We start from the raw sequence: 18,215 nt of genomic DNA on the forward strand, positions 1-18,215 counted from the left end.
AAGTCAGTATTTTCATATTTTTATTTGAATAAAAATAAATTTCAAAATCAACTTTGGGTTTTTCAAATATAAAGTGAAAATTAGATTCCCTAAATTTAATGTAAAGCATTCTGATTACGAATAAATTTAAATATTAAAAAATGAAAAGAACTTTACTTTATTTAATTGTAGTATTTTGTATTGGTTCTGGAAATTCCCAAATCAAAGGTCATGTTTTTGATCTCAACAATAAGCCCCTACAAGATATTGTAGTTCTAAATAAACAAACCAACGAACATACGCATTCAGATGCAAATGGATACTTTAAATGTTTGAAAAATAATCCTGGAGATACACTGCAATTTTCATTTCTCGGTTATAAATCTGTAGTTCATTGGATTGTTGAATCGGATTTTAAAATAAATTTAAAAATTCAAATGGAAGAAAGCTCACTTCTATTGGACCAGGTAAATATTACAGAGCCCTTGCATTATAATTTACAAAAAATTGATATGATTTTGCAACCTGTCCAAAATAGTCAGGAAATGCTGCGACTGGTTCCAGGTCTATTTATAGCACAACATGCAGGAGGAGGTAAAGCAGAACAATTATTTTTACGTGGATTTGATATTGACCATGGAACTGATATTGGTATAACAGTAGATCACTTGATTCCTGTAAACATGGTTTCACATGCGCATGGTCAAGGCTATGCAGATCTTCATTTTGTAATTCCTGAATCCGTCAGAAGTATTGATTTTGAAAAAGGAAGTTATAATGCTTCAAAAGGGAATTTTGCTACGGCAGGCTCTGTGGATTTCCAATTAAAGGAACGAATAGCGAATAATTCTTTGATTTTTGAAACCGGAAAATTTCAAAGTCATCGATTGGTTGGACTGATTAAATTATTGGAGAACGAAAAAAGCAATGCTTACATAGCTTCTGAGTACATAAGTACAGATGGCTATTTTGAAGCTCCACAAGATTTTAAGAAATTCAATACTTTATTGAAATATAATTTTCAACTGAATGAAAATTCTAAAATAAAATTAACTGGAAGCTATTTTACAAGCTCCTGGAATGCCTCCGGTCAAATCCCGGTAAGAGCAGTAGAATCCGGATTCATTGGCCGATTTGGTGCTATTGATCCAAATGAAGGAGGAGAAACAAACAGGTTTAATTTTATGGCTCAGTACCTACTTTCTACGAAGTCACATCAGGCTTTAAAATTAAGTGCATATTTTTCCAATTATAACTTTGAATTATATTCCAATTTTACATTTTTCCATAATGACTCTGTGAATGGAGATCAAATTAAACAAAAAGAACAACGAAACATCTATGGTTTCGAAGCAAATTATACGGATCATCTAGGGAATATCGAATTCAACACAGCCTTAGGTAGCAGAATCGATGAAACTAAAGATAGTGAATTATCCCATACCAAAGACAGATCTCAAGTATTGAATAGACTAGCCCTAGGCGATCTGAATGAACACAACTTATATCTGTATTTGAAATTAAATTGGCTCTTTAATAAATTAGAATTCCAGGTACAAGGAAGGGCAGATTTATTTAAAGTTTCATATTCAGATAAACTACTAAATCCAAATAGTAAAAGTAGCGATTGGGATTTCAAAATTTCTCCTAAGTTAAATGTTTATTATAATCTAAATAACTCTATGCAGTTGTTTGTGAAATCGGGATTGGGATTTCATTCTAATGACACGAGACTTTTGAGGGAATCACAAGAAAAAGGAATTCTAACTCGTAGTTTCAATGTAGACTTAGGCACGCAAATTAAACTTGGCAATTCTGCTTTATTGCATGGAGCGTTATGGCTTATTAAAATGGAGGATGAATTAGTGTATGTTGGCGATGAGGCTGTAGTAGAATCGAGCGGAGAAACGGTACGAAAAGGAATTGAAGCAGGTATTAGATGGCAACCCATTTCTTGGTTTAGCTTAAACTTTGAAACTTCCTGCACAATTGCTAAAAGTGCAGATGAACCTGAAACTTTAAATTATATTCCATTGGCTTCAAAATGGACAACCATGGGAAGTTTGAATTTTAAAAATATACGAAACTTTTCTGCCTCCCTAAGATACCGTCAATTAGGCGATCGCCCGGCAAATGAAGACTATAGTATTACAGCAAAAGGTTATCAATTATTAGACGGAAATATAAATTATAAATATAAAAATATAAATTTTGGGTTTGTAGTTGAAAATATTTTTAATACAAAATGGAATGAAGCACAATTTGCTACCTTGTCCAGATTAAAAACCGAAACAGAATCTACTGAAGAAATCCATTTCACTCCGGGTACTCCGATTCATTATCGATTTAAAATACAAATCGATTTTTAAGTTAAATTAGTGTAAACTGTAAATAGAATTGCAAAAATATTTTGTAATGTTTTCAACATAATTCACTATTTACTAATGTGTAAGCAGGTTAAACTGTGCAAATAAGCTAATTTTTAAGTCAGATTCTTGTATCATGTTGATAAAAGACCGCTTTTCATTAAGATGAACTTATCCGCTTTATCCTTTGTTTTAAATGGGTAAAGGAATTAAGAGATAAATTTTTATTTTTGCTTTAATATCATCTATATTAAGCTGATTATAAAGCCTTTATAAATTTTTCTGAAAGTTTATTTTTCTTAAATTGCGATGCGAATATGCGTATATTTGCACGCTTAAAATGGAATCTAAAGAATGAAAGCTGAAGTACAAGAATTTACAACCAACGTTAAATTAGCTCTTAAATCAATAAAGCCTTATCAAAAAACAGACACTAAAAAAGCTGTTTTTCAAATTATCAATTCCGTAGGGTCCTTTTTACTGATCTGGGTTGCAATTTATTTTATTTGGGATTATAGTTTTCTTTTAGCAGTTTTACTTGCTATTTTAAATGCACTCTTTTTAGTGCGTATTTTTATTATACAACATGATTGCGGTCACAATTCTTTTGTAGAATCCAGTGGTTGGAGAAAAATTATCGGATATTCTTGCAGTATGTTAAGTTCCGTACCTTATTTTTATTGGGCAAAATCACATCATTTTCACCATATGAATAATGGAATGCTTGAGGTGCGTGATATTGGGGATATAGATACTTTGACTGTTAAAGAATTTTCGCAATTAAGTAAATTTGGTAGGTTTAAATACAGAATTTATAGATCTCCAATAGTTATGTTTTTCTTTGGACCTTTATATTATATTTTTATACATAATCGTTTACCATTAGTAAATCTTGAAGAATTTAAAAAAGCAAAACCAGGATTATGGATAAATAATTTAATTTATATCATTGTAATTGTTGCTCTTTGTTTTGTCTTAGATTGGAAGCGATTTCTTACAATGCATGTTATTATTTTATCTGCTTTTGCAATTATCGCTATTTGGTTTTTTTATATACAACATCAACATGAACATGGCTATAAACATTGGCGTGATAAATGGGAATTTATGTATGCTGCTGTGAAAGGAAGCAGCTATTATAAATTACCCGCTATTATGAATTGGTTTACTGGAAATATAGCGATTCATCATATTCATCATTTAAATCCAGCAATACCGAATTATAATTTAAAAAAATGTGTAGATGCCATTCCCTGGTTCCAAAAATATACTACAGAAATAACATTTTGGCAAAGTCTAAAATTAGCTACACATAAACTTTGGGATGAAAGCCAGCAACGGATGATTACATTTAGAGAGTATTACCAAATGGAAAAATTAGGACTTGTAAAAGTTTAATCAACAGCCTTTAATTTTATTGAATTATTTAATTATAATTGCAAAAGCAATTATTAATAGCTTATTTCCTTTATATTTTGCTTTATCCTTTTGGCTTTCTAAAAATAAATCATCAGAAGCAAGCCATTTATTAAAAGAAATTTTGAAATATCAGTTTATTCATTGTAACATAAAATCAACAACTTCCCTTATTTTTTTTGCAACCTCTGTTAATACTTCATCTTTATTTACGGCGCTATTAATTGGTTTTGCTCCAACTGGCAACGCTTGAAGTTTTCTAAATGGCATACCACTCCAATCACATGCTCGGGCAATGATGGGGATTACCCGTGCTTCTCCTTTTTCATGGCGCTCCATGGCTGTCTTAAGTTCGTTTCTCCAAATATATTCTGAAGCAATGAAATCCACACTAACTAATAATAATATAATGTCTGCTTCTACCAGCTCTTTTTTAATAAGGGCATCCCATTCATCACCTGCATGGATTTGTCGATCTTGCCACAAATTTATTTTTTCCGATCTTTTAAGTGTGATTAGAAATTTATCGAGGTCGTTTTTTATAGACTCATCTTCATGAGCATAGGATATAAAAATATTTAATTTTGCCATGCTAAAATAATGAGGATTTAAAACTTGCGGTCCTGCTTATGTAATTTATTCTGGTAACGAGGATTATTTAATATATCCTCAACAGATTTCTTAGTCGCTTTTCCAAGCCAGATCTCAATTTTTTTAGAAGCTCCCGGCAAATCAACAAGTAAGGGTTCTTGATACATTTCAATTTTTGCATTCAACAGGGTACGGTACATTTCATATGCCAGTTTCTGATCATTTTTATCAAAATACTTAATATAAGAATTGAATGATTGATTTTCAATTTTCACATTTTCTGCAACGAATTTATCATACCAGTCGTTATCTTTCAATGCATAATAAGCCCTCTTTGCTTCTGCTTCAAAACCCGGCATATACTGTATAAAACATTTATACTGCCTTGCATATTTATCAATGTTTTGAACCTTTTCTTTTAAAATGTTTTCAGTGGCTGGCTTAATGACAATATTAAGTCGTTTCTGCAATTCTATCGTTTGCTTTTGTAAAGAATCGTATTTGCTTTGAAGACTGTTTAATAAGCTAATAGACTCCTTTTTAATGGAATCTGATTCCGTAGCAGAGGTACTTAATACTTTATTTGAATTCTCTAATGAGGTTTGCAAACTATCAAGCCTTTGTAATGCAGTATTAAGCTTTTCTACTAATAACTTTTTTTCATCCAATTGTTGTTGCAATTCTTTTTCCTTTTTGCTCAATTGACTTCCTAAATAAACAATGGCTATACCGAGCAAACAAAAGCCTAGTATTACAATAACTGTTAGAAGCTTTGATTTTTTCTCGTTTTCGAGCAATGTATCCAATACCTGAATACTTTGTTTCATAATTTCTTTTCGTTCAGCGCTCATACACCAGGATTTGAAGAATTTGATAATTTGGTAGGAAATAAAACACTGCGTAAGGATAATAAGGCTACTAATCCAAACATTAATAAACTTAAAATTGATAAGAACAGATCCTCGATTCTAGTATAAAGATAATACGATGCCATGGCACCGATAATTAAGACCAAACTAGCGAGAATCCAGTAAAAACGATGACCTTGATCCGCAATTTTAATAGACTGCAACTCCGGAAATATAAAACATTTAATATCATCACCAATCTGCTTAAAAATGGTTTGTTTGTCGGGAAGTATTTTACTTAAATGCTCAACTGATTTATTATCATCTGGAATTGCGTCATGAGAATATTTATTCAGTATATCATCTGTTTTCCAATCACAGGCACGCAAAATAATGGGTATAATTTTTATATGCTCAGTATCGGCAATTTTCAACATGGACCGGCATTCCTCACTATTTAAATAATCAATACTAATCAGTGGAATGGTGATATCCGATAATTTTAAAAACTCAGCATTTTTCGTGATATCTCCGTTTTGTTTAAACAATTCTTGCTCATCATAAATCTCTATCCAACCTTTTCGTTTATATTGCAATAGATGGTTATTTAAGTCTTTATAGAGACTATGGTCTTCGGCGGTATCAGAGTACGAAAAATAAATTTTTTTCATAACGTTGATTTATTGATCAAATGTTGAAGGCAAATTATTTTCAGTAAAATGTACAGATGCTTTTCTTCCGATTTCTAACAAATCAGGAATATTTTCATAATGATCCATTTCTGTAATAGATTTAATTTTTTCATCGCTAAAATGTAAATCTAATTTAGTTAATTCCGATTTTATTAATTTAACATTATGTCTGGTAAAACTAAATAATTTTTCTTTTAAGTAATTAATGTCTTTTAAATCTCCAAATTGGCTATCAATAAAGTCGGTAGGTCCGTGATTTTTACCAAACGATTGTAAAATAATTTGATTCATTTCCAACGCATCAATCATAAACAAATTAGAAAGTTTTGACGCCCAACTAACACTTCTTGCTTCAATAAGAGCATTTGGATCATCCTTTGCAATTCCATTTCCTGTTCCTAACGAGGTAATTAAAAGATTATTTTCACCTGTATTCCATTGAAATCCAAAGGTCGGCACAGTGCTCGCTAAAAACATTTGGAATGCCGGATTATTTGCTAAGCTGACTCCTCCATCAATAAATGCAGCATCAAAGGATTCCCCATTTCGTTTCTTTAATTTCAACAATTTAGGCTTAAAATAATAAGGTGCTGCCGAACTGGCCCGGCATAATTCCCACAATTTTAAAGATTTATTCGCTCCATAATACATTCCGGCTGGATGATTAGTAACAGTCCAAAGACTATAGGTGTCCGCTCTCTTGCTGTGAATTGCCAAGCCACATTTCAATTTTTGAGGATCCCCGATTTCAATATTACCGAAGGCATTTTGCAATTGTTTTTCAAGATTCTCAGAGCTATAAGTAGATTTAAAAATGGCCCGAAAAGAAGTCCAATCTCTTGGGATTAAGGAGTAATTCAATTTCCCGAATACGACCTCCCCAAGTTCTTCATAGAGTTTAATAATTTCACTTACTTTCAAACCAATTGAAAGTCCGGCTGCAATAATGGCTCCGGTGCTAGTGCCGCCAATAAGGTCATAATAGTCACTCAAACGCAAGTCTTTATCCTCATATCGCTCCTGAAGTATTTTTTCAATTTTCTCCAGAAAGCCTAAGGTTAAAATTCCACGTACACCGCCACCATCGAGAGACAGAATGCGTTTTGTACCCGTATTTGCGTCTAGTTTTTCTTGTAAGGAGCGTTTTTTGAAGAGCATAAATATTGATTTTAATGTCGTTAGCTAATAAATAAATAGGGTTCTAATATCAAGCCAATTATTTAAACCTTTGGAAATCAATAGCCAATAATGGTCATTGCTTAAAATTAAAAAAGTGATCAGTTTAAAAATTCGGAAGGACAAAAAACTATTTACTACAGCATTTTAGCTGACCGGCTTGATTGCATTGAACATGGGGAAGATGCAAAGTGAAGATAGTACAATTGATAATATCCACAAAGTTTCCAATTAAATTAAATAAAACTCACTCTTTATTAAAATAGCATAAGTTGATTTGGGACCCATTTTGGGCCTTCTTCTCGAATCAACGTAGGCTCAAAAATTAGACTTAAAAATAAGGACTCAAAGAAACGAAAGCTAATGCAAAAGCAAATACGCAGCATTGTAATTTAAATATTGTTAAGGTGATTACGAATTTCAAAATATGCAATATCTTTATAAAAAGTACAAAATGCTTAGCTTATCAAAGTGTATAATTCTTGCATATTTACTGGTATCCTTGCTATCTTGCCAAGCACCACTACAAGATCGTCGCTATTATTCAAATCCATATATACTACGGGACGAATATAAAAAATCAAACAGTATAAAGCTTGTGATTAACTATCTTTCTCTAAATGCAGATGACGAAACTTCTAATAATGAAATACAAAGATCGCCAAAAATGACCTTTTATAACTCAAAGGATACTTTAATCGGAGATCTTTTAGATGTAAAATTAGAATTGAATCTAACTTATAATGAAAGAAGAATTCAAGACAGTATGTATTTTAAAGTTTCAAAATATAATGAAATAAACGAGTTAATTTCTTCCGTCAAAATAAAGAACCAAGCTTATTTCTATCAAAGTTATGAAGAACAAAAATTTCATACTGTAAATAAAACCGAATCTGTCACGGTAACTATCCCTTCAAGAACGGAGACGGTTGTTGATTCTAAAGGCGAACGCCATACAATAGACATTCCTGCTTCCACAAATACTCAAAATATATCTGTACCAGTTTCAAATTCGGATACAAGACTATTTAATATTATTCATAATAAAATAGATTTTCAGCTTAGCAAAGAAGATTTAAAGTTAATCTCTACTTGCTCAAATTTAGAGTTTCGGATTTATACAGATAATGGTGGGATAAGGCTGAATTTTCCATATTCTAAACTAAATAAATTGAAAGATTTTATAGCAAGCTGCAGTTCTAAGTAAAAAAAAGAATTCAATATAGAATAATAAAAGCCTGCAAAAATTAAGCCTCCTTTTGCAAATAAATTTTGCTTTTTCAAGTTAAATATAAATTCATAAAACATTCTATGTTTTTCATAAATGCTTTGCATCTTTGTAATGCAAAATCGATATTTTGGTTTTTCATAAGTAAATAATTGAAAATTATAAAGTATGCTTAAGTTGAACTTCAATACAGTGGATGAATATATCGCTTGTTTCCCGGAAGACGTTCAAGTTATTTTAAATGAACTAAGACAAACCGTAAAAAAAGCTGCTCCAGATGCAGAAGAAGTCATTAGCTATCAAATGCCCGCTTATAAATTTCATGGTGCATTGATATATTATGGCGCATATAAAAATCACATTGGATTTTATCCAACCGGTTCGGGAATCGCGACTTTTAAAAAAGAACTTTCAATCTATAAAGGAGCAAAAGGCAGTGTACAATTTCCATTAAATCAACCAATTCCCTTTTCCTTGATTAGCAAAATTGTGAAATTCCGTGTAAAGGAAAATTTAGAAAAAGCAAAGCTTAAAGAAAAATTGAACAAGAAAAACAAATAGTACTTATTTAATAACATTTGCAATCCTTTTCGCTTCTAATGGTCAAATGAATTTAATTTTCATTTGTTAGTAAATCCAGGTAGCTATAAGAATATGCATTTGGATTTGCCGGCGCCATCTTTAAATCTGTTTGCGCATTTATTTTTAAATGCATTAAGAAAATTAAAAGGACAAGAATGAATAAATTTAGTTTCGTTTTCATTTTGAATACATTTTTGTTTGATTAGAATACGATTGAATATTATAAATGATTTTTATTATTACACTCTTTAAATTATTTCGCGAATTAGAAGAATCTACAATCAGTTACTTCGCATAAATAAATGTATAATAATTACAACTCAAAAATATTTTGCTTTGATGAGCTTAGAAATATAACTTTTGTTATATGCTAGTTACCAGGCGTAAGATGACTTAAAATTATTTGGCTGCCACAAGGACATATTGACATGCATTACATTCCCAAAAAGGAGAATGCAAATTCTTCTGATGTCAAATTTGCTGAACTAAAAATTAAGGAATAAAATACAGCACTATTTCCTTTTCAATTTCCCTTGAGAAGGTTTATAGCTTCTGTGCGATTGCTCACTTGTAACTTTTCGTAGATTTTATGAATATGTTGCTTAACCGTACCGGTTGTGATTCCCATTTTATCTGCAATCTCTTTATACAAAAAACCTTGCGCTAAGAATTCTAGTAATTCTTTCTCTCTTGAAGTAATCGGTAATTCCTTGTTAACTGTAGGAATATTAAATTTTTGAAATACATCCAGAATTCTTCTGGCAATGCTTGGCGACATTGGGGAACCTCCCTTATATAATTCCTGAACTGCCTCAATAATTTTATTAGTAGCCGATCCTTTTAAAATATATCCTTTAGCGCCTGCCTGAAGTGAGTTAAATATTTTTTCATCATCTTCATAAACCGTAAACATACAAAACTGCATTGCCGGACAGTATTGTGTCAGATATTTAATGGCATCAATTCCACTCGCTCGGGGTAAACCAATATCTACTATAAGTATATCTACCGGATTTTGAGGTAAAAATTTCATAGCATCTTCAGCATTATAATAGCATTGATTGCAACTCATGTCGACCTGTTCGTTAAACAATTCGTGGAGCATGGACGATACTTCTTTCAAATCTTCCAGGATGGCTATTTTCATAAATGCGAATTGTTAACTACCAGCGTACTACAAAAATAAGGAATAGAATACATGCGAAATCTAAATTTATAAAGGAACTTGTTCATTTAAATTCTTTTGTTATAAGAAACGGTCTATTAAATAAAGGCAAAATGTGATTACAAGGAGTACTGAAATAATTTTAACACAACCCTGTTTAGAAGCTTCGATGATGGGCAATTCATTTTTATATAAATCAAATTGCATTCCACTTAAGCCTAAAAAAAAGGTTATAGTATATACATTATTCTCATGTTCAAAGCGATGCTTAGCTCCAAAAATTGAATATTTTGAACTCACGATATTTCCATTGACCTTAATAATTTCTTTTCCTAAGATAGAATTATGCACTTCAATAATCAGATTATCCAGATAGATACTTACTATTTTCATATTAATATTTTTTACAAAGTTCAGTTATTAAAAATTAAAAGACATATAACTTTTGTTGGTATCAGAATTTATGAAATACTAAATTGCAGCATAAGTAAAGTGCCTTTGGATTGTTTTTGAATGTTCAGGCTACCCTGTACTTGCTCCATCCGTTTTTGCATATTAAACAGACCATTGCCAAGTTCTTTTTTCGATTCAAATTCAAATCCAATTCCATTATCTGCTATTGAAATTTGAAGCAAATTCTCTTGAAATTTTGCAGAAATAATAACTTTATCTGCCTGGGCATGTTTGGTAATATTATGTAAGGCTTCTTTACAAACCAGAAACACATTTCTTCTTTTTTCTCCGCTTAATTTTAATCCTTCTGCCATGATTTCTTGTTGCCAATCTAATGCTATGACATGCTCTTCAAGATATTCAGAGGCATAGCGACGAATGTAGGCCAATAAATTTTCGAGCGTATCATACCGGGTATTCATAGCCCAAATGATTTCCGACATATTTCGAACAAGTTGGCTGGAATGCTCCGAAATTCTTTTAACTTGTTTTTCCTCTTCCGGATCTTTAGCTTGTTTTAAAGCGCGTTCACTCAAATACTTTATGGTTGTTAAACCAGATCCTAAATCATCATGCATTTCGGAAGCGATGCGATTGCGTTCTTTTTCAATAGCTTGTTGGTTTTCAATTATCAAATTTTGTTGTTTCAAAAGCAGATCCTTTTTTTCTAGTTGTTGAGTATATTTCTTTTTCTGATAAAAAACCAAGAACCAGATCAGCAATCCGGATAATAGTACAGGCATCAAAAATGCCGTTAAGATAATTCTATAGATTGCTTCTTGTAGATCCAGGGACATAATAAAACGGCTATATAGCTCAAACTTAAAAAGATATTTCCAATTTTAAGCAATGAATATAATGGAGCCACTAAAGGTAACTCTGAATTAATAATCGTGTTTAGAAATACGAGTACTGGAAATGTAGCAGAATAAAATAGTAAAATGCCTACTGAAAGCCAAAAAAGGGGTATCGACATTAACAAATAATCCTCATTGAATTTGATTAAATCATAAAAAAATAATACGATCAAAATTAAAACAAAACACATTCCAAAATTATAACTTATAGTATTGATAGTATTGTAACCTTGCCCATATAAAAAATTGAGGATTGAAGCAGCAGAAATCACAAAACTACCAAGAAGTAACTTTTTTGAATAGTTCCGTTCTCTAAAATGAAAATAAAACATCAAACTGAAATATTGGACTTCCAAAATAATTAATATATTATAAACCCAGGTGTTATTTCCAAAATTTTTGCCAACATATGGACCTACAATTAATTCAACAAGTACTAGAATAAACAAAAATAATCTGAACCAAGGCAATTGAAACTTTGAGTTTTTCTTTACCAAAAGGCATAATACAAAAGCAATAGCTAAAAGTATTTTATAAATCATGCTAATTTTAATCCTTTACTTATTATTCAGGAATTTCCGTTCCACATATCTCTGGTGGACATAATCCACCAAGATTTTTTAAAGGTCTATCTAAATAATTTAAGTCACTATCTGCTGCACTTAAGATAACTGAAAACCTGTTATTATAAGTAGCAAATTTTCCATAATCTACAAGGTATTTAGCAATTAATGGATTATTTTTATTGTAATATCCAAAATAAATTCTCAAATATCCATCAGCTGGAATCGTATTCATAAAAGTAACTAAATCCGCCTTAGAAACCAATACAGATCTTTCAATGTTTGTCATACCCATATCATTATGACTTTGAATTGAATCAATTACTTTAACCCATTCTTTGATAAGTTCTCTAGCTGTATCTCTGGGAATATCCATTGGAATAGCCGCCTTTTCTACAGCAGACAATATTCTTTTCTGATTGGGACTAGTGTTAATTGTATCTTGAGATATTTGTGTTGTTTGAGAAGCTGGTTTCTTGCTTTCAGTTTTACACATAAGAAGAAAAACAGTTACGAATAAAATTGCAATTAATACTATTTTAGAATTCTTCATGATTTTGATATTGAATTATGTAAAATTATTTTATTAAATACTTGATTTGAATGATTTACTAATTACCATGATATAATGGATCTTCATTGGAATATCTTGCAGGACGACAATCAGGCGGACAAAGACCACCAAGATTTAGTAATTTTTTTGTAAAATCAATTTCCCCATTTCCGTCTGTTAACGCAAGAATCACCGAAAATCTATTCTCTGAAAATTCTTTAAATTTATTATAGTCATTAGGATTTGTTAATTTTGAACTAACATACTTAAAGATATCTGTATCATTATAATCATACTTTCCAAAGTAAATTTTTAATCCGACTGTCTGTGAGTTGGTAATATGATCACCCAAATATTCTCTAATATTTTTATTTGGAAAATAAACAGACCTTTCAATATCATTTGGTTTCGGTGACCCCGGATTTCTACATTTATCTAGTTCATTAACGTAAGCTTGTACCATTTTTTTTGCAGCTGGTTCAGGAATTTCAAAAATCTTATCATTTATAGATTCATACCCTAGAACAGATACAGTTTTTTCAGATTTTTCAATTGAATCCTTTTGAGCATTCTTTACAAGCTCAAGATTACTTATTTTCCTGGCTTTTTCAGAAATTTTTGATTGTTGGTAAAATACCAAAATGATTAGTACAATAATAATAAGTATTAAAAAATAACTTGCAATTTCCATATTAATAAATTTTAATTGTGATTAATTTTCCACTGTTTTTGTAAACGGATTTTTATCCAATCGAAGACTAAGGCTTAAAAATGGATTAAAAATATATTTTAATTTATGAAGTGCTTCATCAGAAATAAATTCCTTTAATTCCTGATCTTCTGTATAACTTCCATTTAGAAATTTCTTTCTATGTAATGACACACCGATATCCAGTCCGATATTTTCATAATAACGAACTCCCCCTCCTATAAAAAGTGTTGGGTTTGAAAAATCTAAGCCCAGCCCAGCAGTCCAGGAAAAAGTATATCTATCATATTTAGTTCCTACCCAGGTAAACATTACAGAAGGTGTATAATAAATATATTCTGGGCTGCGATCTTTTCGAATGCTAAAGATACTATTCGTATCTTTTAAATAATAAGTTCGCTTTTTACCAATGTCAAAAATGGCACTATAACCAAATGTAGTAATCCACTTTCCTCTTGTTGGAGTTATATATTTATAATTCCAGGTTTTCTTTTTGCCTGTAGCATCTGTTTCTATTATTATTACAGTAACAATCTGGTCCTTTTTCAATTTACCAATATGAATTGGCTTTTCTGGAATAAAAGATACTGGTGCTAAAGACAAAGGAGCTCTTTCCACATTAGAAACAACTACAGAAACGGTATAAGAATTTGCTGCAAGCATATTTTTAATAACAAGAGTATAATCTACATTATCCTTGATCGATTGCGTAAAATCGGTAATTGGATCCTTGAGATTAATCTCAAGAGTTTGAGAAATAAGCAACAAACTGCAAAAGTTGAATAGGAGAAAAAATTTATATTTCATGATTATAAAATTGAGATGTGTTTGAAAAAATAGAGGCATCTGTTTATTTATTTTAATAATTTTAGGATCACAACGACTCCATATATTTTATAGCAATGCCATAATCAAGACTACCTACCAATCTTAAAATAATTAATAAACTCCTCAGAAAAACTAAAATATATCCACTGTTGGTTATTCAGGCGATTTACAAAAATAAGAATGCTTTAATATATTCCAAATTAAATTACCATTATTTTTTAAAATACGCAATTAGATTTTATTTTTTCCAAAATTTAAATAATAATTAGATAGTATCTACTTTTAAAATCGAAGTTCTTACAATATATAATTCTGATTCGCTACATTTTTTTAATAAACTCAGTTTAAAATATTTTTGAAATTTAATTTTCAAAATATGATTCTGATCTATTGTAATCCACACTGCTTTAAAAAAGGGTACCACAACTCTGGGCTTTTGTTGGGATTTGACTCCGTATTCATTTACAGATATTAATGGTACCCCAAACAGTATTTATGATTCTTATCATTAATCACCAATTCTAATTGTATTACATCCTTGTAAAAGGAATAGCAGTCAGGCCTTTATCTGTTTTAATTCTTAGGTAATACAAACCTTTCGTTAAATGCTCTACATCTAATTTAATAAGAGCTTCAGAACGACGTTCATAGTTTGCCGGAATCACTTTCCCATCTGTAGAGAAGAGTTCTAACTTCAAATTCTCCTGTATCGCTGTTTCAAAGGATATAAAAAGTTCCTTCTCTGCAGGTGATGGCCATAATTGATATTTAATAGTTGCGTTAAAATCTTTTGATGCAACAATATTCTTGTCTATTGTTATAGCACCATTTTTTGAATTTACAGTAAAGTTTGATTGTCCATCTGCAAAAGAAATCGGAGTAGGGCTTGAAGTAAAACTGATTTTAGATTCTTCCTTATCTTGCCCAATAGCTGTATATTCAATGGTAAATAAAACCTCATTATCATTTAGCGTTATACCTTCATTATTTAAAATAAACCAGGTAACTCCTAATTTACCTTTCTCTACTTCTTTTATATTAAAATGACCAGAGCTTAAGTTTAATTTTGGATTTAAATTTAGCAATTGATTAAATTTAATTTTAGCTTCCTGCCAGGAAACTGAGAATCCGAAACTTATCACTTTAGTAAAGCCTTTTGCTGTTACTTTAATGAATCCACTTTCACCAGGTTTAACGCCTATACTATCTAATTTTATATCAATCACAGGTGCTGCTCTTGAAACCATTTGATTTCCTTTAATAATTTCGCGATCTCCTCCAACAATTTTTTGCGGATCATTATCTAAATCTACATCTCCCATTTTTATACCTGTAAAATCTTGATTGCTTTCGTTTTTGCTAACTTGTAATGAAATCGATTCCGGAAATGTTGCCTGAAATGGATTATTTGCATTCGGAAATACAAATGACTTTGGTATAAAACGCCAACTTTCTACTGCTGCAAATGGCTGTGATTTATTTAAAAACACTGGAATAATTCGCGCAATATCGGTCGCTGTTATAGAACGATTGTTATCAGCATCTGCCGCGATCATTTTATATGGTGATGGCAACGTAAAGGTTCCTAACAAATGCCCTTGAATATCAGAAATATCTGCAATCTCCACTCCATTTCCAAAATTGATATTTTTTCTTGGACGGATCGTAAAACTTCCTGCCGGTACATTCGTGAAACAATAATTTCCAGAAGCATCTGTCTTCACCGTTTGATTAACTGAACCCGTTAATTCAACATTTGCATCTTTAATACCCAGATTGTCTTCTCGTGTAATTTTACCACAAATAGTATAAGAACCATTTACACAAACACTTCCCGTTTTTAAGGTAGGGATAACCGTTACCCGATTTTGCTTTACAATATGGTTGGTACCATCAATTGAAATTGTTGCCATAGAATTTGCAGCTCCTTTCATCTTGATCTTTAAATAACAGAAAATATCATTATCATTTAGTGTCGTTCCGGAACCAGAAGTTCCCGCCCAGGCTACTTTCATTTTGGAAGTACCGGTTAATAATTTAACAAGTGTACTGGAATTGATATTTGGACCACCTACTACATCGATAAAATCAGCTACCGTGGTTGGATTTAATACAAACGTAAGATCTAATGAAGTTACATTTGTAAATCCTTTCACACGCACTGGCACTAATACTTCCTGTCCTGCTGCTACACATGCCATTTCATCCGGATCAAAACTTATTACACTTACAGGTTGTGGTTTTATTGTGAAGCAATAGCAACATTGATAACAGCTTCCAGAAAACATTCTTAAACAAATCATATAAGAACAACTTGGATCCGGTAGTTTGCAAATAGGGTTTTTTGAATTGCTTGTTGTCCCTCCTGTAAACGTACAACCTTCTGACAAAGTCCATTCATAGGTATCCATTTGTGGAACATTCAGAAAACTAACTTCGGCATTTTGATTTAACTGATACAATATGGGAGGATGTGGTGATGGTTTCGTGCCACAATTTGGATTAGGCCTACATATTTTAACACATTTATAAATCATTCCACAACCATTTCCAATTGTCAAACAAACATTGATACATTCCTTTCCTGTTGGTATTTTACACTTAAAAGTAGAGGCCGTGGTACTTACATTATTAATATAGGCATTCTGATCATCCACTCTCCAACTGAATGTTTCTGCATCTGTCGACACTTGTGTAAATGAAACTTCAGAATTGCTATTCGGATTTGTTGAATTTATATAAACCGTAGGTGAACTTGTACAAGGTTTTCCAATTTTAACAAAATAACAGCATTCGTAAATTTTAATTCTTCCAGATCCTGTGAATCTAAATACTTTAAAACAAATAAGATACGTACCTGAAATTGGAATCTTACAGGATGGATTAATTGAAAGAGAACTTGTGCCATTTAAATATTCAGGCTGAATGATAACATTATTTTCATTTTTAAACTCCCACTCAAATTCTTCAAGTACCGCTGTGCCTTCCGGGCCATTCGTAGGGGTAACTTCTTCGCAATAACTACTCGTCAAATGGATAATTCTTGGATCAACACAATCAAAAAGATAACTGAAACAATCATCACAATCGGCACACGGATCCAAAGCATTTCTGCAAGGATGATACTCTGTTCCTAAATAGCCTGCTTGACCCGCCCAACATCCATTTGTGCCTACCTCTTCATTGGTGCCATTTAAACATACCGGATTATAATCAAGGGAACAGGTGATTAATATAAATTTGCTGGTTGTTAAACACACACCACCCAAAAGGAAGGCATCATTTGTTCTGTTAGCATAAAAATTTGCAATCGAAGGAAAAGTGGATTTTGTGTTGGGTATATTCGTAGCATTAAATACTTTATAATTGTTTCTAAATATTTCAATGGATCCACTTTGATGATAATATAAATTCATGTTAAACCAGGATTTTAACGGATAACTAAATTTTCCAATAATAGCATCATTTGCATTTCTAATATTTGCCGTTCCACTACCTAAAAATTCAAAAGTTAAAACTAAATTGTAATTAGCATCTAACATACTAAGTTGGCCCTTCCAACCTTGTTCAAACAACATGTCATAACTAAATCGATAGGATTGCGGATCAATTCGCAAATGATAATTATTGTCTACTGGTGTTCCTCCATAATAAAAATCAGCAAAAGCAAGAGATTGAGTGCCAAACGTGCCATAATTTATGCCCGCTGCTTTCGGACGATAATTTGGACTTGCTGGATAAACTTCCCAATCATTCGTAATCAAAGGATCACTAAGGCTTAAATTCTCATAGTGCTCACATTGTTTTGATTCCCAATTCAAAAATGGAATTGGACATTTAGTAGAACAGTTGTTCTGAGAAAATCCTATACTGTATAGGAAGCATAAAACTAGAAATGTAAAAATTGGTTTCATTTTAATTGAATTAATAGTTAATTAAAAAATTTAAATCACGTCGTAAAAGTAGAATGGAGAGAAAGGTCTTGAAATATAACTTTTGTTATAGACCAGTAGATAAATGTGATTAGAACAATTCAAAAAAATGAAATCAAATAAAAATTTAGGAGCTTATACAAATGGACTCCGGAACAAATCGCAAGAATTGAATAAATTAAAAGGGAAGTACTAGCAATCTTAAGGTTTCACTTAGAAAATTCCATTCAGGAATTCAATAAAATAAATATCGAATCCAAGTATTCTCATAAATCGA

17 protein-coding genes are annotated in these 18,215 nt (G+C 31.3%); 4 read left to right on the top strand and 13 right to left on the bottom strand.

Going from position 1 to position 18,215, the window contains the following annotated elements; all coding sequences use genetic code 11:
- Positions 1-140 precede the first annotated feature (140 nt).
- Positions 141-2,348: a TonB-dependent receptor gene (locus IPO86_01900; protein ID MBK9726850.1), complete on the top strand. Its 2,208-nt coding sequence runs from the start codon at positions 141-143 to the stop codon at positions 2,346-2,348.
- A 351-nt stretch (positions 2,349-2,699) separates the two neighbouring features.
- Positions 2,700-3,743, top strand: coding sequence for a fatty acid desaturase (locus IPO86_01905; protein MBK9726851.1), 1,044 nt, complete (start codon positions 2,700-2,702; stop codon positions 3,741-3,743).
- A gap of 159 nt (positions 3,744-3,902) precedes the next feature.
- On the opposite strand, the gene IPO86_01910 is transcribed toward IPO86_01905, so the two are convergent.
- From IPO86_01910 to IPO86_01925, 4 genes are read right to left on the bottom strand one after another with little or no spacing between them, the layout of a single operon-like run.
- The gene (locus IPO86_01910) at positions 3,903-4,352 is read right to left on the bottom strand and encodes a toll/interleukin-1 receptor domain-containing protein (GenBank protein ID MBK9726852.1); all 450 of its coding nucleotides are present in this window, start codon (positions 4,350-4,352) and stop codon (positions 3,903-3,905) included.
- Positions 4,353-4,369: 17 nt separating this feature from the next.
- The gene (locus IPO86_01915) at positions 4,370-5,203 is read right to left on the bottom strand and encodes a hypothetical protein (protein ID MBK9726853.1); all 834 of its coding nucleotides are present in this window, start codon (positions 5,201-5,203) and stop codon (positions 4,370-4,372) included.
- Positions 5,200-5,871: a hypothetical protein gene (locus IPO86_01920; protein MBK9726854.1), complete on the bottom strand. Its 672-nt coding sequence runs from the start codon at positions 5,869-5,871 to the stop codon at positions 5,200-5,202. Before IPO86_01920 ends, IPO86_01915 begins: the two co-directional genes overlap by 4 nt.
- Positions 5,872-5,880: 9 nt before the next feature.
- Positions 5,881-7,050: a patatin-like phospholipase family protein gene (locus IPO86_01925; GenBank protein ID MBK9726855.1), complete on the bottom strand. Its 1,170-nt coding sequence runs from the start codon at positions 7,048-7,050 to the stop codon at positions 5,881-5,883.
- A gap of 472 nt (positions 7,051-7,522) precedes the next feature.
- Between IPO86_01925 and IPO86_01930 the strand changes: the two genes are divergently transcribed.
- Both IPO86_01930 and IPO86_01935 read left to right on the top strand, forming a co-directional pair.
- Entirely contained in the window at positions 7,523-8,275 is a 753-nt protein-coding gene (locus IPO86_01930) for a hypothetical protein (protein ID MBK9726856.1), read from the top strand.
- 189 nt (positions 8,276-8,464) lie between these two features.
- Entirely contained in the window at positions 8,465-8,857 is a 393-nt protein-coding gene (locus tag IPO86_01935; protein MBK9726857.1) for a DUF1801 domain-containing protein, read from the top strand.
- Positions 8,858-8,909: 52 nt separating this feature from the next.
- Here the strand turns inward: IPO86_01935 and IPO86_01940 are convergent, their stop codons facing one another.
- From IPO86_01940 to IPO86_01980, 9 genes are all read right to left on the bottom strand, one after another.
- Positions 8,910-9,059 carry a hypothetical protein gene (locus IPO86_01940; GenBank protein ID MBK9726858.1) on the bottom strand — a complete coding sequence of 50 codons (150 nt, stop codon included), beginning with the start codon at positions 9,057-9,059 and terminating at the stop codon, positions 8,910-8,912.
- Positions 9,060-9,401: 342 nt separating this feature from the next.
- On the bottom strand, positions 9,402-10,025 hold the full coding sequence (locus tag IPO86_01945) for a response regulator transcription factor (GenBank protein MBK9726859.1): 624 nt from the start codon (positions 10,023-10,025) through the stop codon (positions 9,402-9,404).
- 99 nt (positions 10,026-10,124) lie between these two features.
- Positions 10,125-10,436 (bottom strand): hypothetical protein, encoded by a 312-nt coding sequence (locus IPO86_01950; protein ID MBK9726860.1) that lies wholly within the window; start codon positions 10,434-10,436, stop codon positions 10,125-10,127.
- 68 nt (positions 10,437-10,504) lie between these two features.
- The gene (locus IPO86_01955) at positions 10,505-11,293 is read right to left on the bottom strand and encodes a hypothetical protein (GenBank protein ID MBK9726861.1); all 789 of its coding nucleotides are present in this window, start codon (positions 11,291-11,293) and stop codon (positions 10,505-10,507) included.
- A complete protein-coding gene (locus IPO86_01960; GenBank protein ID MBK9726862.1) occupies positions 11,251-11,895 on the bottom strand; it encodes a hypothetical protein in 645 nt (214 codons plus the stop codon). Before IPO86_01960 ends, IPO86_01955 begins: the two co-directional genes overlap by 43 nt.
- A gap of 22 nt (positions 11,896-11,917) precedes the next feature.
- Positions 11,918-12,469: a hypothetical protein gene (locus IPO86_01965; GenBank protein MBK9726863.1), complete on the bottom strand. Its 552-nt coding sequence runs from the start codon at positions 12,467-12,469 to the stop codon at positions 11,918-11,920.
- A gap of 58 nt (positions 12,470-12,527) precedes the next feature.
- The gene (locus IPO86_01970; protein MBK9726864.1) at positions 12,528-13,160 is read right to left on the bottom strand and encodes a hypothetical protein; all 633 of its coding nucleotides are present in this window, start codon (positions 13,158-13,160) and stop codon (positions 12,528-12,530) included.
- A gap of 21 nt (positions 13,161-13,181) precedes the next feature.
- Positions 13,182-13,985 carry a hypothetical protein gene (locus tag IPO86_01975; GenBank protein MBK9726865.1) on the bottom strand — a complete coding sequence of 268 codons (804 nt, stop codon included), beginning with the start codon at positions 13,983-13,985 and terminating at the stop codon, positions 13,182-13,184.
- 551 nt (positions 13,986-14,536) lie between these two features.
- On the bottom strand, positions 14,537-17,920 hold the full coding sequence (locus tag IPO86_01980; GenBank protein MBK9726866.1) for a T9SS type A sorting domain-containing protein: 3,384 nt from the start codon (positions 17,918-17,920) through the stop codon (positions 14,537-14,539).
- Between the last annotated feature and the right edge of the window lie 295 nt (positions 17,921-18,215).

Source organism: Saprospiraceae bacterium, assembly GCA_016717265.1.
Lineage (GTDB): Bacteria > Bacteroidota > Bacteroidia > Chitinophagales > Saprospiraceae > Vicinibacter.

Bases quoted from the DNA above. Each gene is read 5' to 3' on its own strand.
- IPO86_01965 (MBK9726863.1), bottom strand. From the start codon at position 12,469: ATGAAGAATTCTAAAATAGTATTAATTGCAATTTTATTCGTAACTGTT.
- IPO86_01955 (MBK9726861.1), bottom strand. From the start codon at position 11,293: ATGTCCCTGGATCTACAAGAAGCAATCTATAGAATTATCTTAACGGCA.
- IPO86_01970 (MBK9726864.1), bottom strand. From the start codon at position 13,160: ATGGAAATTGCAAGTTATTTTTTAATACTTATTATTATTGTACTAATC.
- IPO86_01910 (MBK9726852.1), bottom strand. From the start codon at position 4,352: ATGGCAAAATTAAATATTTTTATATCCTATGCTCATGAAGATGAGTCT.
- IPO86_01935 (MBK9726857.1), top strand. From the start codon at position 8,465: ATGCTTAAGTTGAACTTCAATACAGTGGATGAATATATCGCTTGTTTC.
- IPO86_01930 (MBK9726856.1), top strand. From the start codon at position 7,523: ATGCTTAGCTTATCAAAGTGTATAATTCTTGCATATTTACTGGTATCC.
- IPO86_01975 (MBK9726865.1), bottom strand. From the start codon at position 13,985: ATGAAATATAAATTTTTTCTCCTATTCAACTTTTGCAGTTTGTTGCTT.
- IPO86_01920 (MBK9726854.1), bottom strand. From the start codon at position 5,871: ATGAAAAAAATTTATTTTTCGTACTCTGATACCGCCGAAGACCATAGT.
- IPO86_01980 (MBK9726866.1), bottom strand. From the start codon at position 17,920: ATGAAACCAATTTTTACATTTCTAGTTTTATGCTTCCTATACAGTATA.
- IPO86_01915 (MBK9726853.1), bottom strand. From the start codon at position 5,203: ATGAGCGCTGAACGAAAAGAAATTATGAAACAAAGTATTCAGGTATTG.
- IPO86_01960 (MBK9726862.1), bottom strand. From the start codon at position 11,895: ATGATTTATAAAATACTTTTAGCTATTGCTTTTGTATTATGCCTTTTG.
- IPO86_01925 (MBK9726855.1), bottom strand. From the start codon at position 7,050: ATGCTCTTCAAAAAACGCTCCTTACAAGAAAAACTAGACGCAAATACG.
- IPO86_01905 (MBK9726851.1), top strand. From the start codon at position 2,700: ATGAAAGCTGAAGTACAAGAATTTACAACCAACGTTAAATTAGCTCTT.
- IPO86_01945 (MBK9726859.1), bottom strand. From the start codon at position 10,025: ATGAAAATAGCCATCCTGGAAGATTTGAAAGAAGTATCGTCCATGCTC.
- IPO86_01900 (MBK9726850.1), top strand. From the start codon at position 141: ATGAAAAGAACTTTACTTTATTTAATTGTAGTATTTTGTATTGGTTCT.
- IPO86_01950 (MBK9726860.1), bottom strand. From the start codon at position 10,436: ATGAAAATAGTAAGTATCTATCTGGATAATCTGATTATTGAAGTGCAT.
- IPO86_01940 (MBK9726858.1), bottom strand. From the start codon at position 9,059: ATGAAAACGAAACTAAATTTATTCATTCTTGTCCTTTTAATTTTCTTA.